Origin of the sequence: Stenotrophomonas sp. CFBP8994 (genome assembly GCF_034044835.1) — a bacterium.
In the GTDB taxonomy this organism is placed as follows: domain Bacteria; phylum Pseudomonadota; class Gammaproteobacteria; order Xanthomonadales; family Xanthomonadaceae; genus Stenotrophomonas; species Stenotrophomonas rhizophila_A.
The window spans coordinates 30,140-56,117 of the sequence record NZ_JAXCWT010000005.1; the positions used below are offsets into that span (position 1 = coordinate 30,140).

Below are 25,978 nucleotides of genomic sequence, written 5' to 3' on the forward strand. Positions count from 1 at the left end.
CGGTGAAGGATCACGGCATGAAGCTCAGGGGTACGGTGCGCGGCAGGCTGTGCATGGGGTGCTTCGTCCTGCTCGCCTTGGTGCTGGGTGCTGTCGAGCCTGTGCTGGCGCAGACAGCTCGCAAGCCTTCCCCCTACGAGTACCGCCCGGGTGATGACGCTGCTGCGCAGCCAGCGGTGGGGCCGGACTACCTGTCGCGGATCGATGGCCGCGAGCAGTTCATGCAGCTTTCCCGTGTCTACAACGCGGGCACTGCGCTGGAGATGCCGCACCTGATCTTCCTGGTTGACCGGCAGAATGCGGCGCGCGTGTACTACATCAATACGCCGCGCTTTGAGCTGCACGAGAACTTCGTGCGCCGCCAGGGGCTGGTCCGCTCGCTGGACAAGGCCACGCTCAATGCGCAGTACCGCGATCCGCAGCGGCGCTTCCTGTTCGGCACCATAAGCTGGCAGAAGGACCTGCCGGGGTACACGTACGAGTTCTGGGAGGGCGACAAGCTCACCGCTGCATTGCTGCGGCAGACTGATCAGGTCGTGCGGTCATCGTTCCGTGATCCCATTCGCTTCAAGACCAACTCCACCCAGCATGAGCAGCTGGCCAGCGGCATGAAGCTGCCGTTTGTCAGCCAGGAGGCCTTGTTGCGTGAGCAGCGTTTCCTGCCGCTGAACTCGGGCAAGGCCGAAGGGCGGCTGCGCATCGTACGTACCGAGGCGCAGCTGCGCACGCTGTCGCCGCGCGATATTCCGGTGCTGGACGAGGTGCCGATCGCGCTGGCCCCGGTGGCCGGGCTGGTTACGCAGCGGCCGTCCACGCTGTTGTCGCATGTGAACCTGCTGGCGAAGGGGTGGGGCATTCCCAACGTGTACGTGCGTGACGCCCAGAATGCGCTGGGCCAGTACGACGGACGCTGGGTGGCGCTGGAGGTCAGCAACAATGACTACCGGGTCACGCCGCTGGTACGCCCGGCACGCACACCGTCAGCAGCGCCTGCACGCGCCACGGTGCGCAACCTGCCGCGTCCGGATCTGGCGGTAGTCGCGCTTAAGCCCTTGGCCGCGCTGCGTGCACGCGACAGCAGCCACTGCGGGGTGAAGGCAGCCAACCTGGGCACGCTGAAGGCGGCGCTGCCACCGCTGGCGCGCGTGCCCGATGGCTTCTGCATTCCCTTCGCGCATTACCAGGCGACCATGCAGCGGCTGGACATTCACCAGCACCTGCAGGCACTGCAGCGCCGCCCCGGATTCAACACCGACCCGAACGTCCGCCGCGAGGCGCTGGCCGCGCTCCGTGCGGAGATCGCCAATGCCGCGCCCGACCCAGCCTTCATTCGTGCTCTGGATGCACAGTGGCAGGGCCAGTTGAAGGCCGGCGGGGTGTTCGTACGCAGCTCGTCCAACTCGGAGGATCTGCCGGGCTTCAGTGGGGCAGGGCTGTACACCACGGTGCCCAACGTGACCCGCGCCGATGCTGTGGCCAAGGCCGTACAGACGGTGTGGGCCTCGGTCTACAACTTCGAGGCCTACGAAGCGCGCACCGCCGCCGGCCTGCAGCAGGATGCGGTGGCCATGGCGGTGCTGGTGCAGCTGGCGGCGCCCTCGGACAGTTCCGGGGTGATGATCACCCGCGATCCGTTTGATCGCGCCCACCAGCACACGACCTACATTTCGGCCAAGCGCGGGCTGGGCATCCGCGTGGTGGAGGGCAAGCGCCAGGCCGAACAGGTGATGTATTCGGACTGGTCCAAGGCGGTGCAGGTGCTGAGCCGGTCGGCCGAGGATACCCAGCTGGTGGCCAAGGCCGGTGGCGGCGTGCGCGAAGTGCCCATCACCGGCTCACGCCAGGTGCTTACCGATGCGCTGATCGCGCGCCTGGCCAAGGTGGGCAAGGCCACCAAGCAGGCATTGGGCGGGGTGGACCAGGATATCGAGTGGGCAGTGGTGGGCGATGAGATCGTGATGCTGCAGTCGCGGCCGTATGTGGATGGCGCTGCGCGATAGCGCATCTGCTCAGTGGGATGAAACATAGCTTGCGCCGGGCCATGCCTGCGGAATGGCGAAGCTCTCGCGCATGCGCTGTGCTTCCTTTGCAGGTGTCAGCCCGAACAGCCGCTTGAACTCGCGGCTGAACTGCGAGGTGCTTTCAAACCCTACCGCATGGCAGGCCGCAGCAGCCGTCATGCCCTCGCGCACCATGAGCAGGCGTGCCTGATGCAGGCGCGTTGATTTCAGGTACTGCATGGGCGAGGTGCAGGTCACCGCCTTGAAGTGGCTGTGGAACGAGGGCGTGCTCATTCCGGCGCTCTGGGCCAACCGTGCGACATCCAGCGCTTGGGCGTAGTTCGAGTGGATGCGTTCAAGCGCCTTGGCAATCTTTCCGAACCTTCCCTGCTGGGAGAGTGCCGCGCGCAGGACCGCACCCTGCGGGCCGGTGAGGACGCGGTAGTACAGCTCACGGAGCAGCTGGGGGCCGAACAGGATCGATTCCACAGGATCGGCAAGCGCGCGGAGCAGGCGCTCCAGGGTGAGCTGCATGACGTCATCCAATGGGCTGGACATCATGCTCTGCGGTTGTGCCACGTCTGAGCTGATGCCGTGGCGGTCAATCTCCAGCATCAACTCGGCCGCAAGCGGAAAATCCAGGTGCAGGTACAGCGCCAGCAGCGGGGATTCCGCCGACGCATCCGTTTCCATGGTGAACGGCACCGGCACGGACACGGCCAGGTACTGGTTGGCGTCGTACACGTACGTGCGTTGGCCGAAGTAGCCGCGCTTGCAGCCTTGGCAGACGATCACGATGCCCGGGTCGTACAGCACCGGGGTTCGCGAAAGTGGGCGCTCGGAGCGGAGCACCCGCACGCTGGGCAGGGCGGTCAGGTTGTAGCCCTCCACCGGTGCCAGCGCGCGCACGAGCGGTGCCAGCGGCAGGGGGCTGGCCGGTCTGGAGCGGGCGGTGGCGGTGGTGGGAGTCATAGGAGTAGGCAATAAGTTGAGCGAATTGCGCCTTAGCGGGACCGGGTGGTGGAACTATTGTGCACCCCATCCCCTGATGGAGCACCCCATGACGCACCCCAAGCGAATTCTGATTACCGGTGTGAGCAGCGGCTTCGGCCTTGCGCTCGCCCGCGAGGCCCTGGCCGCTGGCCATGAGGTGGTTGGCACGCTGCGCCAGGCCGACGGCATCGCGGCGTTCGAGGCGCTGGCGCCCGGGCGCGCTCATGCACGGCTGCTGGATGTCACCGATGAGGCGGCCATCGGCACGGTCGTCGGCGCGGTGGAGGCGGAGCTGGGGCCGATCGATGTGCTGGTCAACAACGCTGGCTATGGTCATGAGGGCGTAATGGAGGAGTCTCCGCTGGCGGAGATGCGCCGGCAGTTCGACGTCAACGTGTTTGGCACCGTGGCGATGATGCGGGCCGTCCTGCCCGGAATGCGTGCCCGCCGCGCGGGGCGGATCCTCAACATCACCTCGATGGGTGGCATCATCACCATGCCGGGCATTGCCTATTACTGTGGAAGCAAGTTCGCGCTGGAGGGCATCAGCGAAGCGGTGGGCAAGGAAGTCCGTGACCTGGGAATCCATGTGACGGCGGTGGCGCCGGGCTCGTTCCGGACCGACTGGGCAGGACGCTCGATGGTGCGCTCACCGCGAACCCTGAACGACTATGACGCGGTGTTCGACCCGATCCGCCAGCGTCGGCAGGAGGTCAGTGGAAAGCAGCTCGGCGACCCACGGAAGGCCGCGCAGGCCATGTTGGCCCTGATGGACAGCGAAGCGCCCCCCGCGCACCTGCTGCTTGGCAGCGATGCCCTGGCCTTGGTTCGCGAGAAGCACATGACTGCCTTGGATGACCTCGTGCGCTGGGAGAGCGTTACCCGCTCCACCGATGGCTGAACGAGGGGCAGTTGCATCGCGGGTGGCGAGCAGACTTCGGCCTGTGCTTTCATTGGAATCGCATGTTGCCGCATGTATCCAGAGAGACATCCATGCCGTCTGATACCAGAAGGATTTCCGGCGCAGCGCTGCTGCTGGTTTCCGTGGTCTACGCGCTCACCATTGTGTGGGGCGTTGAGTGGGTGCTCGATTCACTGCGCTCACGCACGTTTGGCATGGGGCCAGAGCTGCAGCCACGCTGGGTGCGCACGGCACTGGCCCTGGCACCGTTCGCTCTGTTCTCGCTGTGGGTAGGTATCCGCCGTCCACCTCGCGTGCGCCGAGGCTTCATCGCCGGGCTGCTGGTTTCGCTTGCGCTGTGGGGCTGGTACTACGCCGATGGATGGATGAACACCGGCGGCGGCGCCAACATCGGGCTGGGCATCATCATGATGCTCTCGCCACTGCCGGTGTTCGTGGTCATCCTGCTGTCCGCCCGCAAAGCGTGAGGTTCGCGGGTCACCGAAGCTGGCAGATGCCGTTGGCGCCCTTGCGGCCGGTGTAGGACACCGACAGCGATCCGTCCGGGTTTTTGCTCAGCGAGATGACCGTATCCGTGGCGGCGTCCTTGGCTTCGTAGTAGTTGTCGTTGGACTTGTTCAGCGTGGCCTCCTTGCCGTTGACGTACACCGGGCCACCCTGGTCGCCATGGACATCCAGGCCGCCGGGGCAGGTGGCGTTGAACAACGGCAGCCCCCCACTGGCGGCGGGAGCAGCAGCCGCGTTATCCGATGCATTCGAGAAGACGGCACGGCAGCCCTGTTCGACCCACACGGCATGCTTGCTCAAGCCCCAGGTCACCCCTTCGGTGCAGGGCGATTTGCTCAACTGCCGCTTGACCTGCACATCCCCCTGGGTGTCCATGGGGCACTCGGTTCGACCACGGCCCTTGGATTCACAGGTGACGTCGGCGGCCCATGCAGGGGCGGCGACCAACAGCGACAGACCCAGAACGATGCATGTACGCATGGTTGATTCCTGAAGTGTTTTGCGCCCTGCCAGAGGCGGTGTAGGCGCAGGAAACCTACCGCCGGGATCGTTGCGCAGTGGTGAAGTCGAAGTGACCTGCGCGCGAGTGCGGGCGGGACCAGTAGAAGTACGTAGCGGTGGGCAATTCGACGGTCGCCCTGGCCGGGGTGTCGTGCGAGAATCCGGCAGACCTCGGCCGCATGGATCGGAAGGCTTGAATGGAAAAGCGTGTCTGCTTTGATTTCGAAATCGAGTTCAGCAACGGTGGTGGTATCCAGGGCCAGGAGTTCCGGCTGGATATCGAAGGCGACGACATCAGTGATGACGCGCTTGCTGATTACATCGTTCGCGACATGCGGCTGCTGATGGTCGGCACGGTGCGCATTCTCAACAAGCGGATCATCGAAGAGCCGCACAAGCGCCCACTGGATGCGCTTGACGGAGGGGAATGATGGCGTGGCACGGCATCGGACCGAACGTGCGGCGGGCATTCGTTCTCGCGGCGATTGCGCTGGGTTCGGCCTGTGGTGGAAAGCAGGACCATCGGGTTGAAGAGGGCAATCCGGCCCCAGCGGCCAATGCACGAAGCAGCGCTGAACCCTCCAGAGCGCCGGGTGGGATGCCGCGCAGTGCTCCGGTGCTGGGTAACGATGTGCCCGACGTTGAGGCAAGCGCTTACATGGAGGCCAACGGCGTTTCCCTTGAAGTTGCCCGGGAGCGGCTGCTGATCGAGTCAGAGCTTATGCCACATGTCCAGGACCTACGGCAGCGATATCGAGAGAGGATGGCCTTCATTTCGATCGAGTCAATGCCTTACCAGCACCTGGTGATAGGTTTGAAGGGGCCTGCAACGGAGCCTGTCCAGCTCATCAGAGTACGCGGGACCGATGTGAGGGTTGAGTTCGAGCAAGGCTACCCCTACACGGCGCAGGAATTCAGCGACATCATGAGCAGGGCAAGCGCCAGGGCTCTGGAGTTTTTTCCGGATGTGACCGGCCTGAGTGGTCGTCCGGAACTTGGCTTGATCGAAGTCATGGTGAGTGGGACAGACGAGCAGCGCTACCTGACCGCGAAAGCTGAACTTGAAGCAGTGGCCGGCATTGAGATCAAGATTCTGTTGGGTAGGTCCCCGCCGAGAGATCTGATTGATATTCCGCATTGATCGACCCACGGAGTGAGCCGCAGCGTGAAACCGAATACTGGAATGCCGGCCTTCCTGGGTCGAATGGGTGCATTGCTTCTTTCGCTATTTGTTGGCCTGCCGGCTGCAGCCGCGAATGCAGTGTTTCAAGATCTCCTGACGGTGCCGCGCGTGGACGGCAGCCTATTGGTCGTGCACGTGCAGCGCCCCTCTACGACGGGCAAGGTGCCGCTGCTGGTCTATATCGACGGCTCGCTGTGCATCCCCTCCACCTACAACGAAAGCGTTGCCTGGCTGCTGGAGAAGAGTGACGGTGCCCATCCCTTCGCGCTGGCCGTGATCGAGAAGCCGGGCCCAACCATCCCGGCGCTCAACGCCGAGGGAAATATCGAGATCGGACCAGATTTCCAATGCAGCGCGGAGTTTCGGCAGCGCTACTCCATCGACCAACGCGTGATTGACCATCTGCGCGCGTTGCAGCACCTGAACCGGCATGCGAGCTGGTGGAACGGGGAGCTGCTGGTGTGGGGCTTCTCCGATGGGGCGCGCATTGGAGCGCAGCTGGCGGCGTACTACCCGCAGACCAAAGCCTTGGCGCTGGTGGGCGTTGGCGGCGGAATGCGGATGGCGGATTCCATGGAGGCCATGGTGTGCTCCGCGCCTGCGGATACTGCTGCTTGCCGCGAATCGCTGCGCAAGGAAATGGACGAGATCCGCGCCGCGCCGGTGCCCACGCGCGACTGGATGGGGGAATCCAACACCTACGCGACATGGGCCAGCCGCCTGGATGCGGTGGAGGCCAATGTGTTGCGGGACCTCAAGGCGCCGCTATTGGTCGTGCACGGCGAACGCGACGGGTCGGTGCCGGTGGCGTCCGCACGGAAGCTGGCCGAACTCATGCAGGGCTCGGGCGTGGTGTTCCGTTACCGGGAAATTCCGGGCATGCGGCACAGCCTGTGGGGAGCGGCGACCCCGCAGGCGAGCGAGGCACTGCACCAAGAGGTGCTTGAGTGGTTGCCGGCGCAGGAAGGTGACTCGGAACGCTAACGGTCCTTGCCACGCGGCCGGAAGGGCACCGGCCGCAGGCCTTCTCTAGAGGGCGCCGCGTCAGCGGCGCAGGGCGTCGATAATCACGCCGGTGGCGATCTCAACGAGCAGGTACTCGGTGTCGGACTGCCGCACCCAGCGATGGCCGCGGCCCGGTTCGCGCAGATCGTAACGCGAGTAGTCGTCAACCCAGTAACGACGGTCCACCTCCGACCAGCTGAGCCGGTCGCCGCGGTGCCAGGCCTTCTTCTGCCATCCCGGCGGCGGTGCGTGGCGCTTGTCCGGGCCGCCGGCATGCGGGGGCGGGCCGTTGCCGCGTGCATGGTGGGGCGGATCGGCCCAGGCAGGCGCTGCGGCCAAGGCGGCAACGGTAAGTGCGGCAATGCCAATCAGACGTGCGGCTTTCATATCAAGCTCCCATTCCAGCCGCAGCGAGCGGCGGCGTGGTCCGGAATATAGAGCAGGTTCTGTGAAGAAAGCCGTGGGAATGTCGGGGGCTTATGGGCGGCTGAGCAGCAGCCGCGCCTGCGACTGCCAGCCACCGATGAACAGGTCCTGCTTGCCATCGCCATCCAGGTCGCCACGGGCCATGCTCCAGCTGCGGCCCACGGTGGCGGCTGGAATCACCGAAGCGGTGACGTCGCTGAAGTTGCCCTTCCCATCGTTCTGCCAAGCGCGCACCTGGAGGGGCACGAAGCCGGGCACGTCGATGGCGCTGACCACCAGATCAGGATGACCATCCTCGTTGAAGTCCACCACGCTACCGCCCCAGCTTGAGAAGCGGTGGGTGGGCAGGCGGGTACGGGTCTCATCCTTGAACCGTGCGTTGCCCTGGTTGATCAGCAACCGCGTCTGCGGGTCCTTGTCCCAGTCCCGGTTGTTGCTGGTGAGGTTGAAGAACACCAGGTCCAGCCGGCCATCGCCGTTGGCATCCAGGGCATGTACTTCGCGGGTCTCCGTAGGTATCTGCTCGCCCAGCCGCTCGGTGGCATCGGTGAAGCGTCCGCCGCCATCGTTCAACAGCAGCCGGTTGATCGGTTCCTGGCTGGCAATGGCCATGTCCAGGTCGCCATCGCCATCCAGATCGGCCAGCACGATGCCCTGCGCCTGCACGTCGATGGCCGGCAGGTGGGAGGTGCTGGCATCGATGAACCACCCGGGACGTGCACGGTCATTGAGCCACAGGAAGGGCCGCGCCACGCCCTCCTTTCCCTCGGTGGTGTTGCCCACCACGATGTCGGGCAGGCCGTCGCCGTTCACATCGCCGACCGCCACCGCGTTGGCCTGGCTGGTGGCGGGCAGGCGCTCGCTCGCCCGGGTAAAGCCACCCTTGCCGTCGCCCAGGAACAGGTTGTGCTGCTCGGTATCTTCGGCCACGAACACCACATCCAGGTGGCCGTCGCCATTGAAGTCGGCCACGCGCACATGCTCATTGTCACCCGCGATGGAACCGAACGCACCGGGCGTACGGCTGAGCTTGCCGGTGCCATCATTGAGGTACAGCCGGTTGGCGCCGTTCTCCACCGCCACCGCGACATCCAGGTCGCCGTCACCGTCGGCATCCAGCAGCGCCGCATCCAAGGCGTGCAGCTCGGCATCCGCAGGAACGTGGGTAGCGGTGACGTCGGTGAACAGCGTGGTGGCCGGCGGCGGTGGCGCCGCACAGGCGGTGATCGAGGCGCAGGACAAGGCCGTGAACAGCAGGAATGACGGGGTGGGTCGGCGCATGCTGTTCGTTCTCCAGTTCATTCAACCAGGGCCAGTTGCCGCTTGAAGCCTGGCCATAGTGCAAGCTTGTGGGTGACGTTGGTGATGGTCCGGCGCGGGTCGGTGGGGTGTGGCCGGGACGACGTGCTGCTTCGGCCCTGGCGCCACAGCCCGAACATCACGATCTCCGCGCCCACCGGGAAGGATTTCAGCCAAGCGGCGTCGGCATGCCCGACGCTGACTTCGTAGAAATCACGGCGATCGGCCACGCCGGTGTGCTGGTACTTCGGCGCGCAGTTGAGGAACAGCGAATCCGGCTGCGGCGAGCGGTGCGACCTGACCGTGCCGACCAGCGCCATCGGCAGGTCGGTAGTCCCGGTGCCAATACGCTCCCAGGCCTGGTCGTAGCGTTCCTGGTCGTAGAAGAAATTTTCCCAGTCCACGCGTTTCTTGCCCAGGCGCAGGGTGATCTGCGAGGCCACGAGGTCATCGCTCTCACACATCGCGCGCAGCACCAGCAGGTCGGCGAGGGTGCCTAGGTAGCCATATAGGGTCTGCTGCTCGATCCCGCCACGTTTCAGCGCCTGCTGCAGCAACAGCAGGCGCAGCTCGTGCCGGCCATCGTCCAGCGCAGGCAGGAACTCAGGATCCGAACCGGCGGCCACAATGGCCTGCAAGCGGCCGGGGGCGATGTACCGGCAGCCCGGCTGGTGCTCGGCGCCCTTGGCCAGGGCGATATGGGAAGGGTCCCCAGCCACGAACCTGACCGGGGCGCCGCACCCTTCGCTGTCGCAAAGCAGGGTGGGCAGGGACTGCTGCGTATCGTGGCGCTTCTGCAGGCCCTCGATGCGATGCAGGGTGCCGTGCGTTCCCACGGCCCTGCGCATCTTCATGTCACCGCTCATCTTCGCGTTCAGCCCGGATAGGCCGGGAAGCGCTCATCGGGGTGGTGCTTCTTCCACTCGGTATGGGCCACGGTGCCCTCCCAGGCGAGGAAGGTGTTCGGCACGCGCCCGCGACCGGACCAGGTTTCCTGGGTATGCGGCAGCCAGTAACGCGGCGGCAGTTCCTTGCGTTCTGCCTTGGCGGGTTTGGCCCGCTTGGCCGGGCTGGCCGCGCCCTCGCTGCCCAGCAGGGCGCGCAGCCGGCGCTGCTGTTCCGGGCTGAAATCGTCGAAGCTGGTGGTCAGCAGCAGGGTGACGCGCTCATACGCCTCCTTGGTAGCTGCCCGCAGCAGGGCCTGCGGGGAGAGGGATGCGGATGGCTTGCGGGGCATATGATTCCAGAAAGGAGGGTTGTCGGCGGGCAAGATAACAAATGCCGGTGTGATCAACCCGCTTCGGCGCCCCGCCATCCATTCAAGGAAGGAATATCGTGAGACTTGTCACGCTGCTGATGCTCTGTTTGATGGTGGCGGGCTGCAGCCTGGTGATCGATAGTGCGTACGACACCCTGGAAGAGGCGGATAAGGCCGGGATGATCGGGAAGGGATGGGTTCCCGCATGGGTTCCCCGCGATGCGACGAATCTACGTGAGGTGCACGACCTCGATTCGAATACGAGCCAGCTTTCGTTCTTCATGCCGCCGGGCACCGGGTTGAATCTCCCGCCGGATTGCCGACCGGTGGCCCATGCGCAGACGGCGCCCGCCGCCTTCAACCGCTTGTGGTGGCCCGGCGATCGCGTGCTCGCACGCTCTTACCGGTTCCTGCAATGCGATACCGAATACGACAAGGCGGTATTCATTGCCACCAACAAGGACGGCGACCGCGTTCTCTACTGGCGGACCTACGCGCGCTGAGCGTGATCCGGGGCCACCCGCGGGGGAGGGGCGTATTACTCTTTCGAGGCATGCGCGCCGGCGCCGATGGGTCCCCAATGGGGGCAGCCAGATCGACGCTGGAGGCGCCCCGGTGCAGCTGTTGTACGCAACCTTTCCCGACCGCACGCCCGGCGTGGGCCTGCTGTTGTTTCGCCTGGTGCTGTCGTTGATGCTGGTAGGCCCGTGGGGCCTGCGCGGGGCGCTGCCACCTCCCGACCTGATCGCGTGGGCGTGGCTCGCCGCCGCCCTGATCGCGTTCGGCGGACTGCTTCCGCTAGGGATAGGAGTCGCGCTGGTCCTGGCCGGGGTGGATGCCGCGCTGGACGGCTGGCCGTTGGCCGGACTGCTGCTGGCGCTGCTGTTGCTGGGTCCGGGCGCGTATTCGGTGGATGCGGTGCTGTTCGGTCGCCGGGTGCTGGAGCGGCCGGCGTCGCGGCGCGGCAGCGACGACCACACGGGCACTCACCCGAAAGAGTAGTCGTGCGCCCAGCCAATCGGGGCTTGGGCGGGGCGCGCTGGAGGCACAGCATGCACGGGTGGATTTCGCGAGGTCCGAGCCAATGCATGCCAACCATCCGGCATCTGCCGTGGAACCCGTGCCGGGCGCACCTTCGCGCGCGGTGGGGCGGGCGGTCGACTACATCGAGGCCAACCTGTCCGAACCCCTGCAGCTCAGCGCCATTGCCGGGGCGGCGTGCATGAGCCGTTTCCACTTTGCCCGTACGTTCCGCGAGCAGACTGGGCTGAGCCCGATGGAATACCTGCGCATGCGGCGCATCGAGCGCGCCCGGCACCTGCTGCGCACCGAGGGGCAGCGCGTCTGCCAGGTTGCCAGTGCGCTGGGTTTCTACGACCAGAGCCACTTCGTGCGCTGGTTCCGCCGCAGCCTGGGCTGCACGCCCACGGCCTACGTGCGCGCTGCCGTCCCGTCGGGGTGCCAGCCGTGCGACGGTGCGCCTTGCCGGTAGTTGTTTTTGTATGATGGCCCCGACGCGCAGGGGCTGACCATGACGATCACATTCCGGGCCATCGCCTGCGCGTGCCTGCTGCTGCTGGGCGGCCATGCTGCGGCGTTGGACCCGGCGCGGGCGGTGGGGCAGTTCCACCACACCGCGTGGACGGTCAACCAGGGCGCACCGGGGCAGGTGACCGCGCTGGCGCAGACGGCGGATGGCTATCTCTGGCTGGGTACGGAGATAGGCCTGTACCGCTTCGATGGCGTGCGTTTCACGCGCTTCGTGCCGCCCGGCGATGACGGGTTTCCCGCGACCAGTGTGTCGACCCTGTACGCCGCCCATGATGGCGGGTTGTGGGTGGGCTTCCGCTATGGCGGGGTGAGCCGGGTCGAGCGCACGGGCGTGCGCCACTACGGTTCAGCGGCGGGGCTGCCGACCAGCACCGTGTTCCGTTTCGCCGAAGACGGCGAGGGCCGCTTATGGGCCGCCACCTTTACCGGCCCGCTCTTCCTGCAGGGCCAGCGCTGGGTGCGGCCCACGCAGGCGATGGGCTACCCGGGACGACAGGCGCGGACGTTGTTCACCGATCGCGAGGGCACGCTGTGGATCGCCACCGAGGCCGGCATGGTGGTGTTGCGGCGCGGGGCAAGCGCATTCGAAGGGGTGCCGGCGCGCGTGGGCCGGGTAAGCCAGATCGCCCAGGCGCCGGACGGAGCCATCTGGGTGGCCGAAGCGGACGGCGGTGTGCGCCCGCTGTCCGGCCAGGGCGATGCGGTGGAATCGGCAGGGCTGCTGTTCGACCGCGACGGCGTGCTGTGGGCGACTACGCTGGGGACCGGGCTGGTTCGCCGCTCACCGCAACGCAACCAGGCGGAGGTGGAACGCTTCCGCCGGGTGGACGGGCTCAGCTCCGATTACGCGCAGCCGTTGCTGGAGGATCGCGAGGGCAATGTGTGGGTGGGCGGCAGTCGCGGGCTGGATCGCTTCCGCCATGCCAACCTGGTGCAGGTGCCGATGCCGGAAGGTGCGCAGGAGTTCGCCATGTCCGCGGACGGCAACGCGCTGCTGGTGGGCACCCGCAACCACCCGTTGCAGCGCGTGGACATGGCCGCACGCCAGACGCTGGCGCTGCCGGCGGGAATCACCGCCATGCACCGCGATGCTGCCGGCACCACGTGGTTGGCCGGGCCAGACGGGGTGTGGCGCCGTGACGGCGAGCGGTTCTCGAAGGTATCCGGGCTGCCGGTGGCGGCGCGCTCGGGTGTGCAGGCCATCGCGACCACCCCGGACGGCGCGCTGTGGGTGTCCTTGAACACGCCGGGTGTGTACCGGTTCAAAGACGGGCAGTGGGCACACTTCCAGGACAGGCCTGGATTGCCCACGGGTGGTTCGCCGCTGGTGATGCAGACCGATGCCAGCGGGCGGCTGTGGCTGGGCTTTGCCCGTAACGCGGTGGCAGTGCTCGACCACGGAGTTTTCTCCACGCCATGGACGGGCGAACCGCTGGACGTGGGCAACGTCACGGCGTTGTTCGAGGACGCGCAGGGCATGTGGATGGGCGGCGAGCGCGGTTTGGCGCGGGTGGCCGAAGGTCGGTTGCACAATGTGCTGCCGGCGGTGCGCGAAGACCTGCGTGGCATCAGCGGCATCGTGGCCGATGCTGCAGGCGGCCTGTGGTTCAACGGTGCACGTGGCGTGGTGCATGTGCGCGCCGGCGACATTGCCGGGCTGTTCAACGCGCAGGGCACCCCGCGTTACGAGCGCTTCGATGCGCTGGATGCGTTGCCCGGCATCGCCGCCCAGTTCCGGCCACTGCCCACCGCTGCGCGGACCCAGGATGGGCGGCTGTGGTTTTCCACGACCAGTGGCCTGGTGTCGATGGATCCGGCGCAGATCGTGCGCAACCCCGTGGCACCGCCAGTGGAGATCCTGTCGGTGGCGGTGGATGGGGCCGACGTGCCGATCAATGCAGGCGCCGTCGAGCTGCCGGCAGGAACGAAGAACCTGCGCATCCGCTTCACCGCACTGAGTCTTTCAATTCCCGAGCGGGTCCGCTTCCGTTATCAGCTGGAGGGCTTCGATCCGCAATGGTTCGAGGCCTCGACCGCGCGCTCGGCGTTCTACAACGCGCCTGCCTCGGGGCAGTACGTGTTCCGGGTAGCGGCCAGCAACAACGATGGGGTCTGGAACGAGCAGGGCGCCCGCCTGGTGGTCAACGTTGCACCGCATTACTGGGAAACCGCCTGGTTCCGCGTGCTGTGCGTGATCGCGGGTGCGGCCCTGCTGTGGCTGCTGTACCTGGGCCGGCTGCGGCAGCTGGCGGCACGCATCCGTACACGCCTGGATGAGCGTCACCGCGAGCGCGAGCGGATCGCGCGCGAGCTGCACGACACCCTGCTGCAGAGCACGCAGGGGCTGATCCTTCGGTTGCATGCGTCCAGCCGCAAGCTGCCGCCCACCGATCCAGTCCGCGCCGAGCTGGAAGCGGCGATGACCATGGCCGAGCAGGTGGCGGCCGATGGCCGTGAGCGCGTGCGCGGCCTGCGTGGCGATGTGGAACGTGCGCGCGATCTTGGCGCTGCGCTGATGGGCGTGGCGGAGGAGGCGCATGGCCTTGAGACCCCGGCCGTTCGCCTGGTGGTGGAAGGCACGCCGCGCGCCATGCAGACCTGCGCGGCCGAAGAGGCGTACATGATCGGCCGCGAAGCCCTGCTCAATGCATTCCGTCATTCGCGCGCCGCGCAGGTGCAGATCCTGGTCAGCTATGGGCGTCAGGGTTTCCACCTGCGCATCAGCGACGACGGGATCGGGTTACCCCAGGGGGCAGAGGCCATGACAGGGCACTGGGGCCTGGAAGGCATGCGCGAGCGCGCTGCGCGCGCCGGTGGCACCTTGACGATCCTGAGCGGACGCTCCGGGCGCGGAACGGAGATCGATCTGCAGATACCGGCGTCCTTCGCGTGGGAGCCCCGGCGCCGGTAGTCCCGGCATCGGCATGAAGAGCAACGGCGTACAAGCGTGAACCTGCCGGTATCTGGCTCCATGTGAGGTGCCGCCCCTGCGCAGGATTCACCGATGCCCCCCAACGTGTTGGAAACGCTGATGCTCACCCGCCGCCAGGCGCTCCAGGCCGGTGCCTCGGCGCTGGCCGTCATGGCGCTGCCGGGTTTTGCGATGGCGCGCACCCCTTCCCCCGCTCCGGAGAACACTTTCATGTCCGAGAATTTCGTCACCACCAAAGACGGCGTCCGCATCTTCTACAAGGACTGGGGCCCGCGCGATGCGCAGCCCATCGTCTTCCACCACGGTTGGCCGCTGTCGTCGGACGACTGGGACACCCAGATGCTGTATTTCCTGCAGAAGGGCTACCGCGTGATCGCCCATGACCGCCGTGGCCACGGCCGCTCGGCACAGGTCAGCGACGGGCATGACATGGACCACTACGCAGCCGATGCCTCCGCCGTATTCGAGCACCTGGACCTGCGCAATGCCGTGCATATCGGCCATTCCACCGGGGGTGGCGAAGTGGCGCGCTACGTGGCCAGGCATGGCCAGCCACAGGGGCGCGTTGCCAAGGCGGTGCTGGTCAGCGCCGTGCCGCCGCTGATGCTGAAGACGGCGGCCAACCCCGGTGGCCTGCCGATCGAAGTGTTCGACGGCATCCGTGCCGGTGTTGCGGCCAACCGTGCGCAGCTGTTCGTGGACTTCCCGACCGGCCCGTTCTATGGCTTCAACCGCCCCGGCGCGACCATCTCGCAGGGCGTGATCCAGAACTGGTGGCGCCAGGGCATGATGGGCAGCGCCAAGGCCCACTACGAAGGCATCAAGGCCTTCTCCGAAACCGACCAGACCGACGACCTGAAGGCGATCACCGTGCCGACGCTGGTCATGCACGGCGATGACGACCAGGTGGTGCCGATCGCGGACGCAGCGCTGCTGTCGGTGAAGCTGGTGAAGAACGGCACCCTGAAGGTCTACAAGGGCTACCCGCACGGCATGCTGACCACGCACGCCGACGTGATCAATCCGGACCTGCTGGCCTTCATCAAATCCTGATCAGGCGCTGCCACCCGGCATCCGGAACGTAAACGCTGTACCGGTGGCCTCATCCGAGGCCACCACCAGGGTGCCCCCATGGGACCGCGCAATCTCCGCGGCGATGTAGAGCCCCAGCCCCAGGCCAGGCCGCGGCAGCTCCGCCTGCTCGCGCGAGAACGGCCTGAAAATGGTCGCCAGTCGCTCGGCGGGAATATGCCCGCCGTTGCGCACGGTCAATACCAGTCCGCTTGAAGCGGCCTGTACCTCCAGCGCGATCGGCGCAGCGGCATCGCCATGCTGCACGGCATTGGTCAGCAGGTTGGCCAGCAATTGCCCCAGGCGGTTGGAATCGCACACCACCGCTCCATTGATCTCCATCCGCACCGCGATATCCGAACGCCCGGTAGCGTTCGCCACCTCGTCCACCACGTGCTGCAGATCGGCCGCCAAGCCGTCGGCGCTGCGCAATGCCACGGGAATGCCGCCGCCCAGGCGACCACGCGCGAAGTCGAGCACATCGCTCACCAACCCCTCCATGCGATTCACGCTGGAGGTGATGTGGTCGAACATGCGCTGCTGGTAATCCGTATGCGGCGCAGCTTCGAGTGCTTCGGTCACGATGCTGATCGACTGCAGCGGATTGCGAAGATCGTGGCCCAGTACTGCGATGAACTGGTCGCGCAGCTCAGCCACCTGCTGCGCATCGGACAGCGCCACTGCCGCCTGTTCAAGGCGTTCTTCGGTATCGAGGTAATTGCCGACCAGCTCGGCCAGCAGTTCCATCGAGCGCTGGATATGCAGCTCATCGAACGTGGCAGGCGCCGAATCGATCGCACACAGGGTGCCGAAGAAGCTGCCATCCGGACGGTGGATCGGTACCGAGGCGTAGCTCTCCAGCCCATAGATGCGCGGGGTATGGTGGGTGGAGTAGACCGGGTGCAGGCTCGCATGGGCGAACACCACCGGCTTGGGCGACTGCCGGATCTCATCGCAGATGGTGGTCTCCAGCACCAGCTGGCCGCCCGCCACCAGGCCGAAGCCCAGGGTGTCGTGGGTGGCGCACGCCGTCCAGGTGGTATCGGTCACCCGGGCAATGGCCGTGAACCGGCAGCCGGTGATGTGGGCCACCGTCTCGAGGATGCGCGGCACGGCCGCAATGCGGCCGATCTCGGCGATATCGCGGAGCAGGGCGGGATCGGACAGTTGGCGCATGGGGTTCAAGCAGGTCTTCAGGCCAGTAATGGTCACACGAATCGTGCCTTGTTGGGATCCATCCAAAGCCGCACACCGCGCGATCAGGGGAGATGCTTAACGGTTCAGTCGCCGTAGGATTGGTGCAGAATGGCCTGCGCCCAGCCCATGGAGGAACGATGTTCAAGCGTTTGATGCAGAGCCTGACCGGCAAGCCCGCCAGCGCCAAACCACCGCTAGCCGTGTCCCAGCCTGCAGCGCCTCCGGCGGAGGCAGCGCAAGCCCAGATCATCACCGTGTACGACGCCCACGGCCGGGAACTGCAGGTCACCCGGGCCGACTGGCGCGACAACATGCTGTTGCCCCAGATCAAGGCGATGTGGGACCAGCCCAACGAGCTTTACCAACTCATCCTCAATGCGCTGGACGACGGGTTCGCCGCCGAGGTTGATCCTGCATCCCAGCGGATGCTGGAGATCGACCCCATCGTGGAACGGGCGCACGTCATCCGCGCGATCGTGCTGATGCAGCAGGAACGCTTCGATCAGGCCGGGCAGGTGCTGCACGATGCAATCGGCAGGATCGGCGAGACCGCAACGCTCCTTACCAATCTCGCGAAGGTGCAGGCAGGCCGTGGCGAAGAGCACCAGGCCGATGCAACGTTGTGGAAGGCGCTGCAACTGGACCCCAACCAGGACAACGGCCTGGGCTGGTGGCTTGCACGGCAGCGCGAGCGCGGCGGTGAGCCCGCCTACCGGGCAGCACTGGAACAGGCAGCGGCCCTGCCGGGCAGCTGGCGCGCCAGCCTCTATCTGGGGCGGGAAAGCCTTGCGAAGAAGGATGTCCCGGCAGCGCTGGACCAGTTCCGCAGCGTTCTCGCCCAGGCAGCGCACAGCACCGATGTGTTGTTGGTCATTTCAGGCGACCTCGGCAATGCCGGCAGGATCGTCGAACTGGTGGACCTGATCGGTCCGTCCTACGACCCGGAAACGCATGGGCCGCAGGTCGGGATGAACCTGGTCCAGGCCTATCTCCATCTTGATCGCCTGGACGAGGGCGAGGCGCTACTGCATCGCCTGTACGCGCTCAACATTCCGCCGTTCAAGCAGCATCTGGATGCAATGGCCAGCCAGTACGAGGCGCGCCGGGAAGCGGGTGCATCATCGCGGCCGATCGACACTGAAGAACTGCAGATCGCGACCATGCCGTTCGAACTTCCGATCTGGCGTTACGGCCTGCGCGAGCCGCAGTGGCTGTTTGCGAACAAGCCCGACAGTGCGCGCAAGGTGACGTTCTTGATGCTGGGCAAGGTCGTGAGCGGCGAAGAGCGCGCGGAACAACAACGGGAAGATGAACTTGGGCGCCTGAGTCGCTCCATTCCGCTGTACCTGGCGGAAAGCGCCTACGAGTGGACATCCCTGCACGCCCACTCACTGGCCGCAGTGGTCAGGGGTGGCGGGCCGGTGCTGTTCGGTGCGCAGGACGAGGCCGGCGAACGCGAAACCGCGGCGGGGTTCGCGTCCAGTACGGATCTGCTGGTACTCGGTTCCATTGGTGAGGCAGGGAACCTCTGGACGGTAGATCTTGGCATCTGGGATACCGCCCGCGTGGCATTGATCGGGCGCGAAGCGGTGTCGTCGGACAGGGCAGGGTTGGAGGCCGCGATACTGGAGCTGGAAGGCAGGGTGCTTGCACGCCTGGGCGGCGTACAGAGCGCGCCGCACGATGCGATCTACACGCGGCCCACGGCGGAACAGATGCAGCCGTATCTGGGCGCGCTGGCGCAGTCACTGACGCTGTCCCTGGTCGCCAACGAGGTCACGCGGAAGCAGGATCTGTGGGGCGAGCGTAACCTGATCGAATGGCCGCTTCGGATGGCACTGCAGTGGCCGGAGCAGGAAGTGTTCAAGGCCCTGTACCTGTCGGGTATCAGCCACGCGGCGCGCTACGGCTCCGAGCTGCTCGGCGAGTTCGAGGGGCGTTCGTTCGCCCTGCTGCACGAGATGGGGCAAGCTAAATCGCCCCTGGTCGACCTTGGACCGCTGCTGCTGCATGCCTTTGGCCGGGCCGACGGGCTGGCAGCGGTGCGAAGGGACACCGCCGATGCCCATCGCCTTGCATGGATTGAACGGGTTGTCGGAGTTGGCTAGATTGGCGGCTCGACAGTAGCTCAACCGGAAGAGACGCTGATGCCATCGCGCCGGGACACAGTGTTGAGAGCCGCATTCGTGTTCGTCACCTGGCTGATCATCGTGGTGGTATCGGCCGAATTCCTGATGGCGGCGTATGCAAAGTACGGGCTTCTGGACAGCCCCGCGTACGGGCGCTTCGTGGATCGCCATGGCTGGCTGTGGCTGCACCTGGCTGGCGGCGTGGTGGCCATCGTGGCCGGGCCGGTCCAGCTGTTGGCACGCTGGTGGTGGGAACGTCCTGCGCTGCATCGGCGGGTTGGGTATCTCTACTTCGGTGGAGTTCTCACGGCCAGCGCGGCGGCGGCCGGATTGATCGCCACCACCCCGGCACCGCTTTCCATCAAGATTGGTTTTGCCGGTACCGCCCTGGCGTGGTTGACCACGGCGCTGTTGGCCATGATCGCGATCCACCGTGGCCGAGTGGAGCGGCACAGGACGTGGATGATCCGCAACTATGCGGTGACCCTGGCGCCCGTCCTGTTCCGTTTGATGTTGCCGGTAGCCATTGCTTCAGGACTGGCGCCAAGCGGAGCGCTCATCTCGTGCCTGCTGTGGGCAAGCTGGCTCTTGCCCCTTGTCACGGTGGAAGCGTTCCGGAGGAGAGAACGCGATCCGCTGAAGCACGATTACATACCTTCCTGAGGTAGTTCATGCCCGCACTTGCCCTGCTGTTTGCCGCTGCCGCCACCGCAAATACCCCGGCGGAACCTGATGCCGCCACCGTAGCCGCTATCGAGGCGACCTGCTTTGACTATGTGGATGGCCAGCTGGAAGCCGATCCCCAGCGGGTAGCGCGGTCATTGCATCCAGACCTGGCCAAGCGGATGGTGCTGGGCGAAACGCCGGACGAGCGGCTTGGCCTGCGCCGCATGAGCAAGGAAGAGCTGGTGGGCCTGACCCGCCAGGGCACGCTGAAGACGCCCAAGGCGGAGTGGGACCGTACCTGCCGCGTGCTGGACGTTACCGGCAACGCGGCCTCGGTGCGGCTGGAGACGCCGTGGTTCGTGGACTACTTCCACATGGGCCGTTTCGGAGAGCGCTGGATCATCGTCAATGCGCTCTGGTACTCCAAGCCCAGAGCGGCCTCCACGGCACCGGCGGCGAAGTAATCAGGGCGAACACGCCGCGTGATGTGAAACCAGATCGGCGAGTCGCCCGCCGTCCGCAACAGCGGCAACATAGCCGTCGGGGCGCACCAGCACCCACTCGCCCGGCCCCAGTCCGTACGCGCGCTGGAAATGCCCATCGCCGTCGCGCAGGTCGCCCTGCGGCCCAATGAGGTGTACGTGCAGGCCGGCGCGCAGCGGCGCAGCGGTTCGGTCGGCCGCATGGCCCAGCAGCGTCCAATGGGTGCCGCGGAGTACCTCGAACAATCGGCTGGGTTGCCCGCCCGCGCCCTGCAGCGGTGCATCCGGCGCGCGGTCGCCGGGCTCGATGCGCCCCTCGCGCGATTCCGCCGGCAGCGTAAGCGAAGACGCCCGATACCCCAGGTCGAGCTGCTGCACCTCACGACCACGCCGGTTGTCGCCGCGCTGGGCGTGCTCGAGAAGCCTGGTAGCAAGACCGAGCATCGCCGCCGCAACGGGCCTGCGTTCTTCTTCGTAGGTATCGAGCAGTGCCTCTGGCGCGCCTTCCAATACGGACGCCAGCTTCCAGCCCAGATTGTATGCATCCTGTGCGCTGGTGTTCAGTCCCTGGCCGCCGGTAGGGGGATGGGTATGCGCCGCATCGCCAACCAGGAACACCCGGCCAACGCGATACCGATCTGCCAGGCGTGCGTTCATCTGGTACGCGGAGCCCCACGAGACGCTCTCGACCGTGATGTCATCGCGCCCTGTCCGCTCGCGCACCATCGCGGCCAAGCCCTTGACGGACAGGTCCACCTCGCCCTCCAGCGGCACCGGTGCCTGCAACTGGAACAGGTCCGTGCCCATGAGCGGGCACAGCGAGATGCGGCGTGCCATGTCGTGCTCGTTGAAGTTGTGCCACGCATCGCGGGACAGACCCTGCAGCACGATATCGGCGACAACGGCGCGAACGCCCAGGGTCTGGCCCGGGAAAGGAATCGCCAAAGACTGGCGCACGAAGCTGCGGCCGCCGTCGGTGCCGATCAGGTAACGGGTTCTGATCGTCTGCTCGCCGCTGGGCGTGGCGATGCGGACATGGACACCTTCGCCATCCTGATCGAAGCCGAGCAACGTGTGGCTGAATTGCACGGCATGGCCCAGTTCGGCCAACCGCTCACGCATCACGGCTTCGGTGAGGAACTGCGGCACCATGAGCGGCTGGCGATAAGGCTCGGCGGGGGTAGCCAGCGCAGCTTCCAGCACCGCGCTGTCGGTGCTGCTGCCATCGGCATTGTGGGTACGCGAAAGGGGGTACGGCCCGCCGGTAGCGAACAACCGGTTGAGGATCCCCATGTCCTCGAACACCTCCTGGCTGCGGGGCTGGATTCCCTTGCCGCGCGAGCCATGGAACGGCTGGTCGCGCCGCTCCAGCAGCCTGAAGGACACGCCACGCCGGGCCAGTTCGATGGCCAGGGTCAAACCAGCGGCACCGGCGCCACAGATCACAACATCAGGGGTGCTACCCATCATTTTCTCCAGGTATGTGTAATATGCACGTATCTGGAGGGGATGCTATGCCTGCGAAAAAGAGAGTGCAAGATACACATATTTCGGCCGAGCTGAAGTCGCTGCACCTGTCCATGGTCAGCCTTGTCAGCGTGATGAACCGCCCGCGCAACGACGAGCGCCTCCTGCAGGAGGCGGGGGTAAAGCTGGACCAGGCTCTGTTCCGGCTGCTGGTGGTGATCGAGCGGGTCGGGCCGATCGGGGTGGTCGAATTGGCTGACCGGTTGGGTCGCGACTACACGACCATCAGCCGGCAGGTGGCCAAGCTGGCAACCATGGAACTGATCACCCGCCAGGGCAATCCGCAGGACCGCCGGATCCGCGAGGCCACCATTGCGCCCAAGGGCAAGGAGATGACTGACCGCTTGGACGCCGCGCGCGAGCGGATGGGCAGGGTCATCTTCGAATCATGGGAGCCGCAGGAGGTGTCGGACCTGGTGCGGCTGATGGCGAAATTCGCCGATGCAATGGAAGCGGTCGAACGTGGGACACCGGAGTAGAGCCACCGAGGCGCTGGTCAACGCGCACTGGCCGAGGCGATAGGCAGCGGCCAACCGCTTCGTTTCTAATCCGTGCCCGGGGTGCCGGGATTACCTGCTCAGCCCGTTGCAGCAGCACACCGCTGAATCGCTGCGCGAGCGCTGACCCGACCGCGCGCGATGCCGAGCTTGCAGCCGCACAGGATCAGACCTGCGCCATGCCGCCGTCCACGAACAGTTCGATGCCGTTGACGAAGCTCGCCTGGTCAGAGGCCAGGAATGCCACGGCGTTGGCCACTTCCTGCGGTTCGCCCAGTCGTCCCAGGGGCACCTGCGCTGCCAGGTGGTCGAACAGACCCTGACGGGCGTCGTCGGGCACCAGATCGCCGAGGCCGGGGGTGCGGATTGGCCCGGGGCTGACTACGTTGACCCGGATGCCGCGCTCCTTCAGGTCCAGCGCCCAGGAACGGGCGAAGTTGCGCACTGCTGCCTTGCTGGCGCTGTACACGCTGAAGTTGGCCGTGCCCTGGATGGACACGGTAGAGCCGGTGAGGATGATCGATGCCCCATCGACCAGCAGTGGCAGCGCCTTCTGCACGGTGAACAGGACGCCACGGACATTGGTGGCGAAGATGCGGTCGAAGTGCTCTTCGGTAATCGCGCCCAGCGGCAGCATGTCGCCGCCACCGGCGTTGGCGTGCAGGATATCCAGTCTGCCAGCCTGCGTGGCGATCCGGGCGTAGACCGTGTCCAGGTCGGTGGGAAGCGCCGCATCAGCGCGAATCCCGGTGGCGGCCGGACCGATCGCGGCGACGGCCGCGTCCAGTTCGGCCTGGCGCCGGCCGGTGATGAAGACAGTGGCGCCCAGCGACGCGAGGTGGCGGGCGCTGGCCAGGCCGATGCCCGAGGTGCCGCCGGTGACGAGGGCGATCTTACCGGTAAGGAGGGGGGTGCTCATGATGTTCTCCGTTGGACGAGCGGGAGGATTCCCGCCGCTGTTGGGAGAACGATAGGCTTGGCCGATTGGTGGATAAAGATGGATTAATGAGAATCACTATGCATGTACGTGCATAATGGGCGCATGAACCAACTTTCCGCCATCCGTGCCTTTGCCCGGGTCGTCGAAGCGGGCAGCTTCATCCGCGCCGCCGAGTCCCTTGACATGCCCACCGCTACGCTCAGCAAGCTGGTGCGCGAGCTGGAAGCGCATCTGGGCGTACGCCTGCTGCAGCGGACCACGCGGCGGGTATCGGTCACGGCCGAGGGCCAGGACTACTACGAGAAGGCCGGTCGTCTGCTGCGTGACCTGGAGGATATCGATGCGTCGTTCAGTGCCGCGCGGGGCACGCCGCGGGGACTGTTGCGCGTGGACGTTGGCGGGTCGACCGCACGCGACGTGCTGGTGCCCGCGCTGCCGGCGTTCATGGCGAGGTACCCGGATATCCGCATCGAGCTGGGCGTCTCCGACCGGCCGGTGAACCTGATTGGTGAGAACGCCGACTGCGTGATCCGCGGCGGGCCATTGGACGATTCATCGCTGGTTGCGCGCCATGTTGGCGATGCCACCTTGATCACCTGCGCCAGCCCGGGCTACCTGAAAGCGCATGGCGTGCCCGCCTACCCCGAAGAACTTCGCAACGGGCACCGGCTGGTGAGCTACGTGCTCAGCTCCACCGGGCGCGCCGTGCCGTTCCGCTTCCGGGGTGATGCGGGAAGTGTGGAGATCAAGGGCGGGCACCGTCTTGGCATCAATGAAAGCAACGCCCACCTGGCCGCGGCGATTGCGGGCTTGGGGCTGGTCCAGACCTTCAGCTATGCCGCCGCGCCTGCACTGGCCAGCGGTGCGCTGGTGGAAGTGCTGCGGGCCTGGCGACCGGCGCTGTATCCGTTCCACGTGGTGTATCCGCATAACCGGCACGTGACCCACCGCCTGCGGGTGTTCATCGACTGGCTGGCGGAAATGATGCCAGGGCTGCTGGCAGCCGGTTTCCAGGAACTCGACACCGACGCGCGGGTGGAGAAGCCGGCGACCACGGGTCGTTACAGGGTGCGGGCGTGAGCACACAGCGCCATACAGTTGCGAGGTGCTTGATCGCGGCGGCTTCGTGCGCGCCGCTTACGGCGTTGGCGACCAATTACACAGGCGTGCTGACGACCGCAATTGGCATTCCATTGCTTTTCGTCGCAGCAGGCTTGCTGCTGACCCTGCTGATCGTGCGCACGCAGACGCGGACATGGCTGACGTGGCTGGCGACGCTGCTTGCGCTGGCCCTGTTGCTGGCGGGCGTGTGGGTATTCGAGATGGATACGTGGCGGCTCTGGCCGTACGCCACTGACAGCCAACGCGTCACCAAGGGCGCAACAGTGGCGGTGTATTGCACACTTTGGTTGGCGGTATTGGTTCAGACATGCTTACTCTGGATACTCAGGCCGCGACGACCACAGGCGCATTGACCTTCCCACCATCCGGGCAGATCCCCCGGGCAACGAGGCAACCATGGCAGATCCTTACAACAGCGCCGCACACCCGTCGACCGCGACCCGACTGGACGATTCGATGGTGACCACCGCCTTCGAGTTGCCCGGGTTCCGGATCACGCGCAACTTGGGTGTGGTGCGCGGCATCACCGTGCGCTCGCGCTCCATCGTCGGCAATTTCCTGGGCGGAATCCAGACGCTGTTCGGCGGCAACATCACCATCTATACCGAGCTGTGCGAGCAGGCGCGCGAGGAGACCTATCGCGATATGGCCAAGCATGCACGGATGCTGGGGGCCAACGCGATCATCGGCATGCGCTACGACGCGACCGACATCATGACCGGGCTGACCGAGGTGCTGTGCTATGGCACGGCGGTGGTGGTGGAGCCGTTGCGGTGATTCGTTCAAGGGCGATACGCGGTTTGTATCGTGGACTGCTGCAGGTGGCATTGGCGCTGAGCATGCTGTCGGCACGATCCTGTGCGGATGCAGACGCACGACGATGTTTCATTTGAAGGGCAGGTTGGGCTGGTTACCGGTGCAGCCAGTGGACTGGGCCTGGCCTACAGCCGGCTGCTGGCCACGCGCGGAGCGCAGGTTGTCATGCATGACGTGGGCGCCGGTCTGGATGGGAGCGGGCAGGACCCGGGGCGGATCGATGCGACGGTGGCGCTGCTGCGCGGTACCGGGCTGGACGTGCATGCCGCGCACGCGGCGATCGATCAGCGCGATGGCTGCCGCTCGCTGATCGCCGACATCGTCGCCCGTTATGGCCGGATCGATTTCATCATCCACAACGCGGGGTGGGTGGAGTACCAGCAGATCGATGCGCTGGAGGAAGACCGCTTCGACCACATGATGACCATCGCGGCCAAGGCGCCGCTGTGGCTGGCCGAGGCGGCGTGGCCGTCGATGCAGGCACGCCACCATGGCCGCATCGTGCTGACCACCTCCGATCGCGCGCTGTATCCGCAGTACGTGCAGAAGGGCCTGGCTGCGTATGCGGCCGCGAAGATGGCAGCCGTGGGTATCGTCAACGTGCTGGCCGCTGAAGGCGCACCGCACAGCATCGTGGTCAATGCCATCTCGCCGGTGGCCAAGACCCGCATGTGGGGCGTGGAGGGCGAGCCCGATGAGCTGCACCCGGACGCAGTGGCGCCGGGCGTTGCCTTCCTTGCATCAACGGCCTGCCGCGATGGCGGCTGGATCCTGCGTGCCAGCAACGGCCAGTTCCACGCAACCCGCAGCGTGGAGGCCGACGATGTGGCCTACCCGCGCGACCTGCGCGCCACGTCTGCGGACAGCATCGAAGACATCGCCGCGCAATGGTCGCGCATCGCGCAGCCCGCGGTGGAACCACGCAGGTAGTCAACGGCACGGCATACTGGCGGG

28 protein-coding genes are annotated in these 25,978 nt (G+C 66.1%); 19 read left to right on the plus strand and 9 right to left on the minus strand.

All coding sequences use genetic code 11. From position 1 onward, the window contains the following. Positions 1–17 precede the first annotated feature (17 nt). Entirely contained in the window at positions 18–2,000 is a 1,983-nt protein-coding gene (locus SOM39_RS14400; RefSeq protein WP_320458718.1) for a PEP/pyruvate-binding domain-containing protein, read from the plus strand. Between the two features lie 9 nt (positions 2,001–2,009). Here SOM39_RS14400 and SOM39_RS14405 read toward each other — a convergent pair whose 3' ends face one another. Then, positions 2,010–2,972 (minus strand): AraC family transcriptional regulator, encoded by a 963-nt coding sequence (locus tag SOM39_RS14405; protein ID WP_320458719.1) that lies wholly within the window; start codon positions 2,970–2,972, stop codon positions 2,010–2,012. A gap of 88 nt (positions 2,973–3,060) precedes the next feature. Between SOM39_RS14405 and SOM39_RS14410 the strand changes: the two genes are divergently transcribed. After that, positions 3,061–3,894, plus strand: coding sequence for an oxidoreductase (locus tag SOM39_RS14410; protein WP_320458720.1), 834 nt, complete (start codon positions 3,061–3,063; stop codon positions 3,892–3,894). Between the two features lie 92 nt (positions 3,895–3,986). After that, the gene (locus SOM39_RS14415) at positions 3,987–4,382 is read left to right on the plus strand and encodes a hypothetical protein (RefSeq protein ID WP_320458721.1); all 396 of its coding nucleotides are present in this window, start codon (positions 3,987–3,989) and stop codon (positions 4,380–4,382) included. A gap of 10 nt (positions 4,383–4,392) precedes the next feature. Here the strand turns inward: SOM39_RS14415 and SOM39_RS14420 are convergent, their stop codons facing one another. After that, complete coding sequence (locus SOM39_RS14420) at positions 4,393–4,902, minus strand: DUF3011 domain-containing protein (protein ID WP_320458722.1); 510 nt, start codon at positions 4,900–4,902, stop codon at positions 4,393–4,395. 218 nt (positions 4,903–5,120) lie between these two features. Between SOM39_RS14420 and SOM39_RS14425 the strand changes: the two genes are divergently transcribed. The 3 genes from SOM39_RS14425 to SOM39_RS14435 are packed head-to-tail and all read left to right on the plus strand — an operon-like array spanning position 5,121 to position 7,090. Beyond that, entirely contained in the window at positions 5,121–5,354 is a 234-nt protein-coding gene (locus SOM39_RS14425; RefSeq protein WP_095363699.1) for a cyclase, read from the plus strand. Next, complete coding sequence (locus tag SOM39_RS14430; protein ID WP_320458723.1) at positions 5,354–6,064, plus strand: hypothetical protein; 711 nt, start codon at positions 5,354–5,356, stop codon at positions 6,062–6,064. The genes SOM39_RS14425 and SOM39_RS14430 overlap by 1 nt, the downstream gene beginning before the upstream one ends. Before the next feature lie 42 nt (positions 6,065–6,106). Next, positions 6,107–7,090: an alpha/beta hydrolase family protein gene (locus tag SOM39_RS14435; RefSeq protein WP_320458724.1), complete on the plus strand. Its 984-nt coding sequence runs from the start codon at positions 6,107–6,109 to the stop codon at positions 7,088–7,090. Between the two features lie 60 nt (positions 7,091–7,150). Here the strand turns inward: SOM39_RS14435 and SOM39_RS14440 are convergent, their stop codons facing one another. The 4 genes from SOM39_RS14440 to SOM39_RS14455 all read right to left on the minus strand — a co-directional run bounded on the left by SOM39_RS14440 (position 7,151) and on the right by SOM39_RS14455 (position 10,073). After that, entirely contained in the window at positions 7,151–7,498 is a 348-nt protein-coding gene (locus SOM39_RS14440) for an RcnB family protein (RefSeq protein WP_093533296.1), read from the minus strand. Positions 7,499–7,588: 90 nt separating this feature from the next. Next, a complete protein-coding gene (locus tag SOM39_RS14445; RefSeq protein WP_320458725.1) occupies positions 7,589–8,818 on the minus strand; it encodes a VCBS repeat-containing protein in 1,230 nt (409 codons plus the stop codon). Positions 8,819–8,835: 17 nt separating this feature from the next. Continuing rightward, on the minus strand, positions 8,836–9,690 hold the full coding sequence (locus SOM39_RS14450) for a hypothetical protein (RefSeq protein WP_320458726.1): 855 nt from the start codon (positions 9,688–9,690) through the stop codon (positions 8,836–8,838). A gap of 20 nt (positions 9,691–9,710) precedes the next feature. After that, a complete protein-coding gene (locus SOM39_RS14455) occupies positions 9,711–10,073 on the minus strand; it encodes an H-NS family nucleoid-associated regulatory protein (protein ID WP_210131863.1) in 363 nt (120 codons plus the stop codon). 98 nt (positions 10,074–10,171) lie between these two features. Between SOM39_RS14455 and SOM39_RS14460 the strand changes: the two genes are divergently transcribed. The 5 genes from SOM39_RS14460 to SOM39_RS14480 all read left to right on the plus strand — a co-directional run bounded on the left by SOM39_RS14460 (position 10,172) and on the right by SOM39_RS14480 (position 15,630). Continuing rightward, positions 10,172–10,597, plus strand: coding sequence for a hypothetical protein (locus tag SOM39_RS14460; protein ID WP_320458727.1), 426 nt, complete (start codon positions 10,172–10,174; stop codon positions 10,595–10,597). A 112-nt stretch (positions 10,598–10,709) separates the two neighbouring features. Further along, the gene (locus tag SOM39_RS14465) at positions 10,710–11,096 is read left to right on the plus strand and encodes a hypothetical protein (RefSeq protein ID WP_093533300.1); all 387 of its coding nucleotides are present in this window, start codon (positions 10,710–10,712) and stop codon (positions 11,094–11,096) included. A 109-nt stretch (positions 11,097–11,205) separates the two neighbouring features. Then, positions 11,206–11,586, plus strand: coding sequence for a helix-turn-helix domain-containing protein (locus SOM39_RS14470; RefSeq protein WP_237334321.1), 381 nt, complete (start codon positions 11,206–11,208; stop codon positions 11,584–11,586). Between the two features lie 39 nt (positions 11,587–11,625). Beyond that, a complete protein-coding gene (locus SOM39_RS14475) occupies positions 11,626–14,556 on the plus strand; it encodes a sensor histidine kinase (protein WP_320458728.1) in 2,931 nt (976 codons plus the stop codon). Between the two features lie 231 nt (positions 14,557–14,787). Further along, complete coding sequence (locus tag SOM39_RS14480; protein ID WP_320458906.1) at positions 14,788–15,630, plus strand: alpha/beta hydrolase; 843 nt, start codon at positions 14,788–14,790, stop codon at positions 15,628–15,630. Here SOM39_RS14480 and SOM39_RS14485 read toward each other — a convergent pair whose 3' ends face one another. Then, positions 15,631–16,824 (minus strand): GAF domain-containing sensor histidine kinase, encoded by a 1,194-nt coding sequence (locus SOM39_RS14485; RefSeq protein WP_320458729.1) that lies wholly within the window; start codon positions 16,822–16,824, stop codon positions 15,631–15,633. 158 nt (positions 16,825–16,982) lie between these two features. Between SOM39_RS14485 and SOM39_RS14490 the strand changes: the two genes are divergently transcribed. From SOM39_RS14490 to SOM39_RS14500, 3 genes are all read left to right on the plus strand, one after another. Further along, on the plus strand, positions 16,983–18,953 hold the full coding sequence (locus SOM39_RS14490; protein WP_320458730.1) for a hypothetical protein: 1,971 nt from the start codon (positions 16,983–16,985) through the stop codon (positions 18,951–18,953). Positions 18,954–19,031: 78 nt separating this feature from the next. Beyond that, positions 19,032–19,637, plus strand: coding sequence for a DUF2306 domain-containing protein (locus tag SOM39_RS14495; RefSeq protein ID WP_320458731.1), 606 nt, complete (start codon positions 19,032–19,034; stop codon positions 19,635–19,637). An 8-nt stretch (positions 19,638–19,645) separates the two neighbouring features. Then, positions 19,646–20,104: a nuclear transport factor 2 family protein gene (locus SOM39_RS14500; protein ID WP_320458732.1), complete on the plus strand. Its 459-nt coding sequence runs from the start codon at positions 19,646–19,648 to the stop codon at positions 20,102–20,104. On the opposite strand, the gene SOM39_RS14505 is transcribed toward SOM39_RS14500, so the two are convergent. Further along, complete coding sequence (locus SOM39_RS14505; RefSeq protein ID WP_320458733.1) at positions 20,105–21,589, minus strand: FAD-dependent oxidoreductase; 1,485 nt, start codon at positions 21,587–21,589, stop codon at positions 20,105–20,107. 47 nt (positions 21,590–21,636) lie between these two features. On the opposite strand from SOM39_RS14505, the gene SOM39_RS14510 reads away from it, so the two are divergent. Then, positions 21,637–22,128: a MarR family winged helix-turn-helix transcriptional regulator gene (locus tag SOM39_RS14510; protein WP_093533308.1), complete on the plus strand. Its 492-nt coding sequence runs from the start codon at positions 21,637–21,639 to the stop codon at positions 22,126–22,128. 184 nt (positions 22,129–22,312) lie between these two features. On the opposite strand, the gene SOM39_RS14515 is transcribed toward SOM39_RS14510, so the two are convergent. After that, the gene (locus SOM39_RS14515) at positions 22,313–23,065 is read right to left on the minus strand and encodes an SDR family NAD(P)-dependent oxidoreductase (RefSeq protein WP_095363711.1); all 753 of its coding nucleotides are present in this window, start codon (positions 23,063–23,065) and stop codon (positions 22,313–22,315) included. 123 nt (positions 23,066–23,188) lie between these two features. On the opposite strand from SOM39_RS14515, the gene SOM39_RS14520 reads away from it, so the two are divergent. The 4 genes from SOM39_RS14520 to SOM39_RS14535 all read left to right on the plus strand — a co-directional run bounded on the left by SOM39_RS14520 (position 23,189) and on the right by SOM39_RS14535 (position 25,954). After that, positions 23,189–24,166 carry a LysR family transcriptional regulator gene (locus tag SOM39_RS14520; RefSeq protein ID WP_083214073.1) on the plus strand — a complete coding sequence of 326 codons (978 nt, stop codon included), beginning with the start codon at positions 23,189–23,191 and terminating at the stop codon, positions 24,164–24,166. A gap of 65 nt (positions 24,167–24,231) precedes the next feature. After that, on the plus strand, positions 24,232–24,561 hold the full coding sequence (locus tag SOM39_RS14525; protein WP_320458734.1) for a hypothetical protein: 330 nt from the start codon (positions 24,232–24,234) through the stop codon (positions 24,559–24,561). Between the two features lie 43 nt (positions 24,562–24,604). Next, positions 24,605–24,985, plus strand: coding sequence for a heavy metal-binding domain-containing protein (locus tag SOM39_RS14530; protein WP_184125035.1), 381 nt, complete (start codon positions 24,605–24,607; stop codon positions 24,983–24,985). Between the two features lie 87 nt (positions 24,986–25,072). Continuing rightward, on the plus strand, positions 25,073–25,954 hold the full coding sequence (locus SOM39_RS14535) for an SDR family NAD(P)-dependent oxidoreductase (protein ID WP_320458735.1): 882 nt from the start codon (positions 25,073–25,075) through the stop codon (positions 25,952–25,954). The last annotated feature ends 24 nt before the right edge of the window (positions 25,955–25,978 follow it).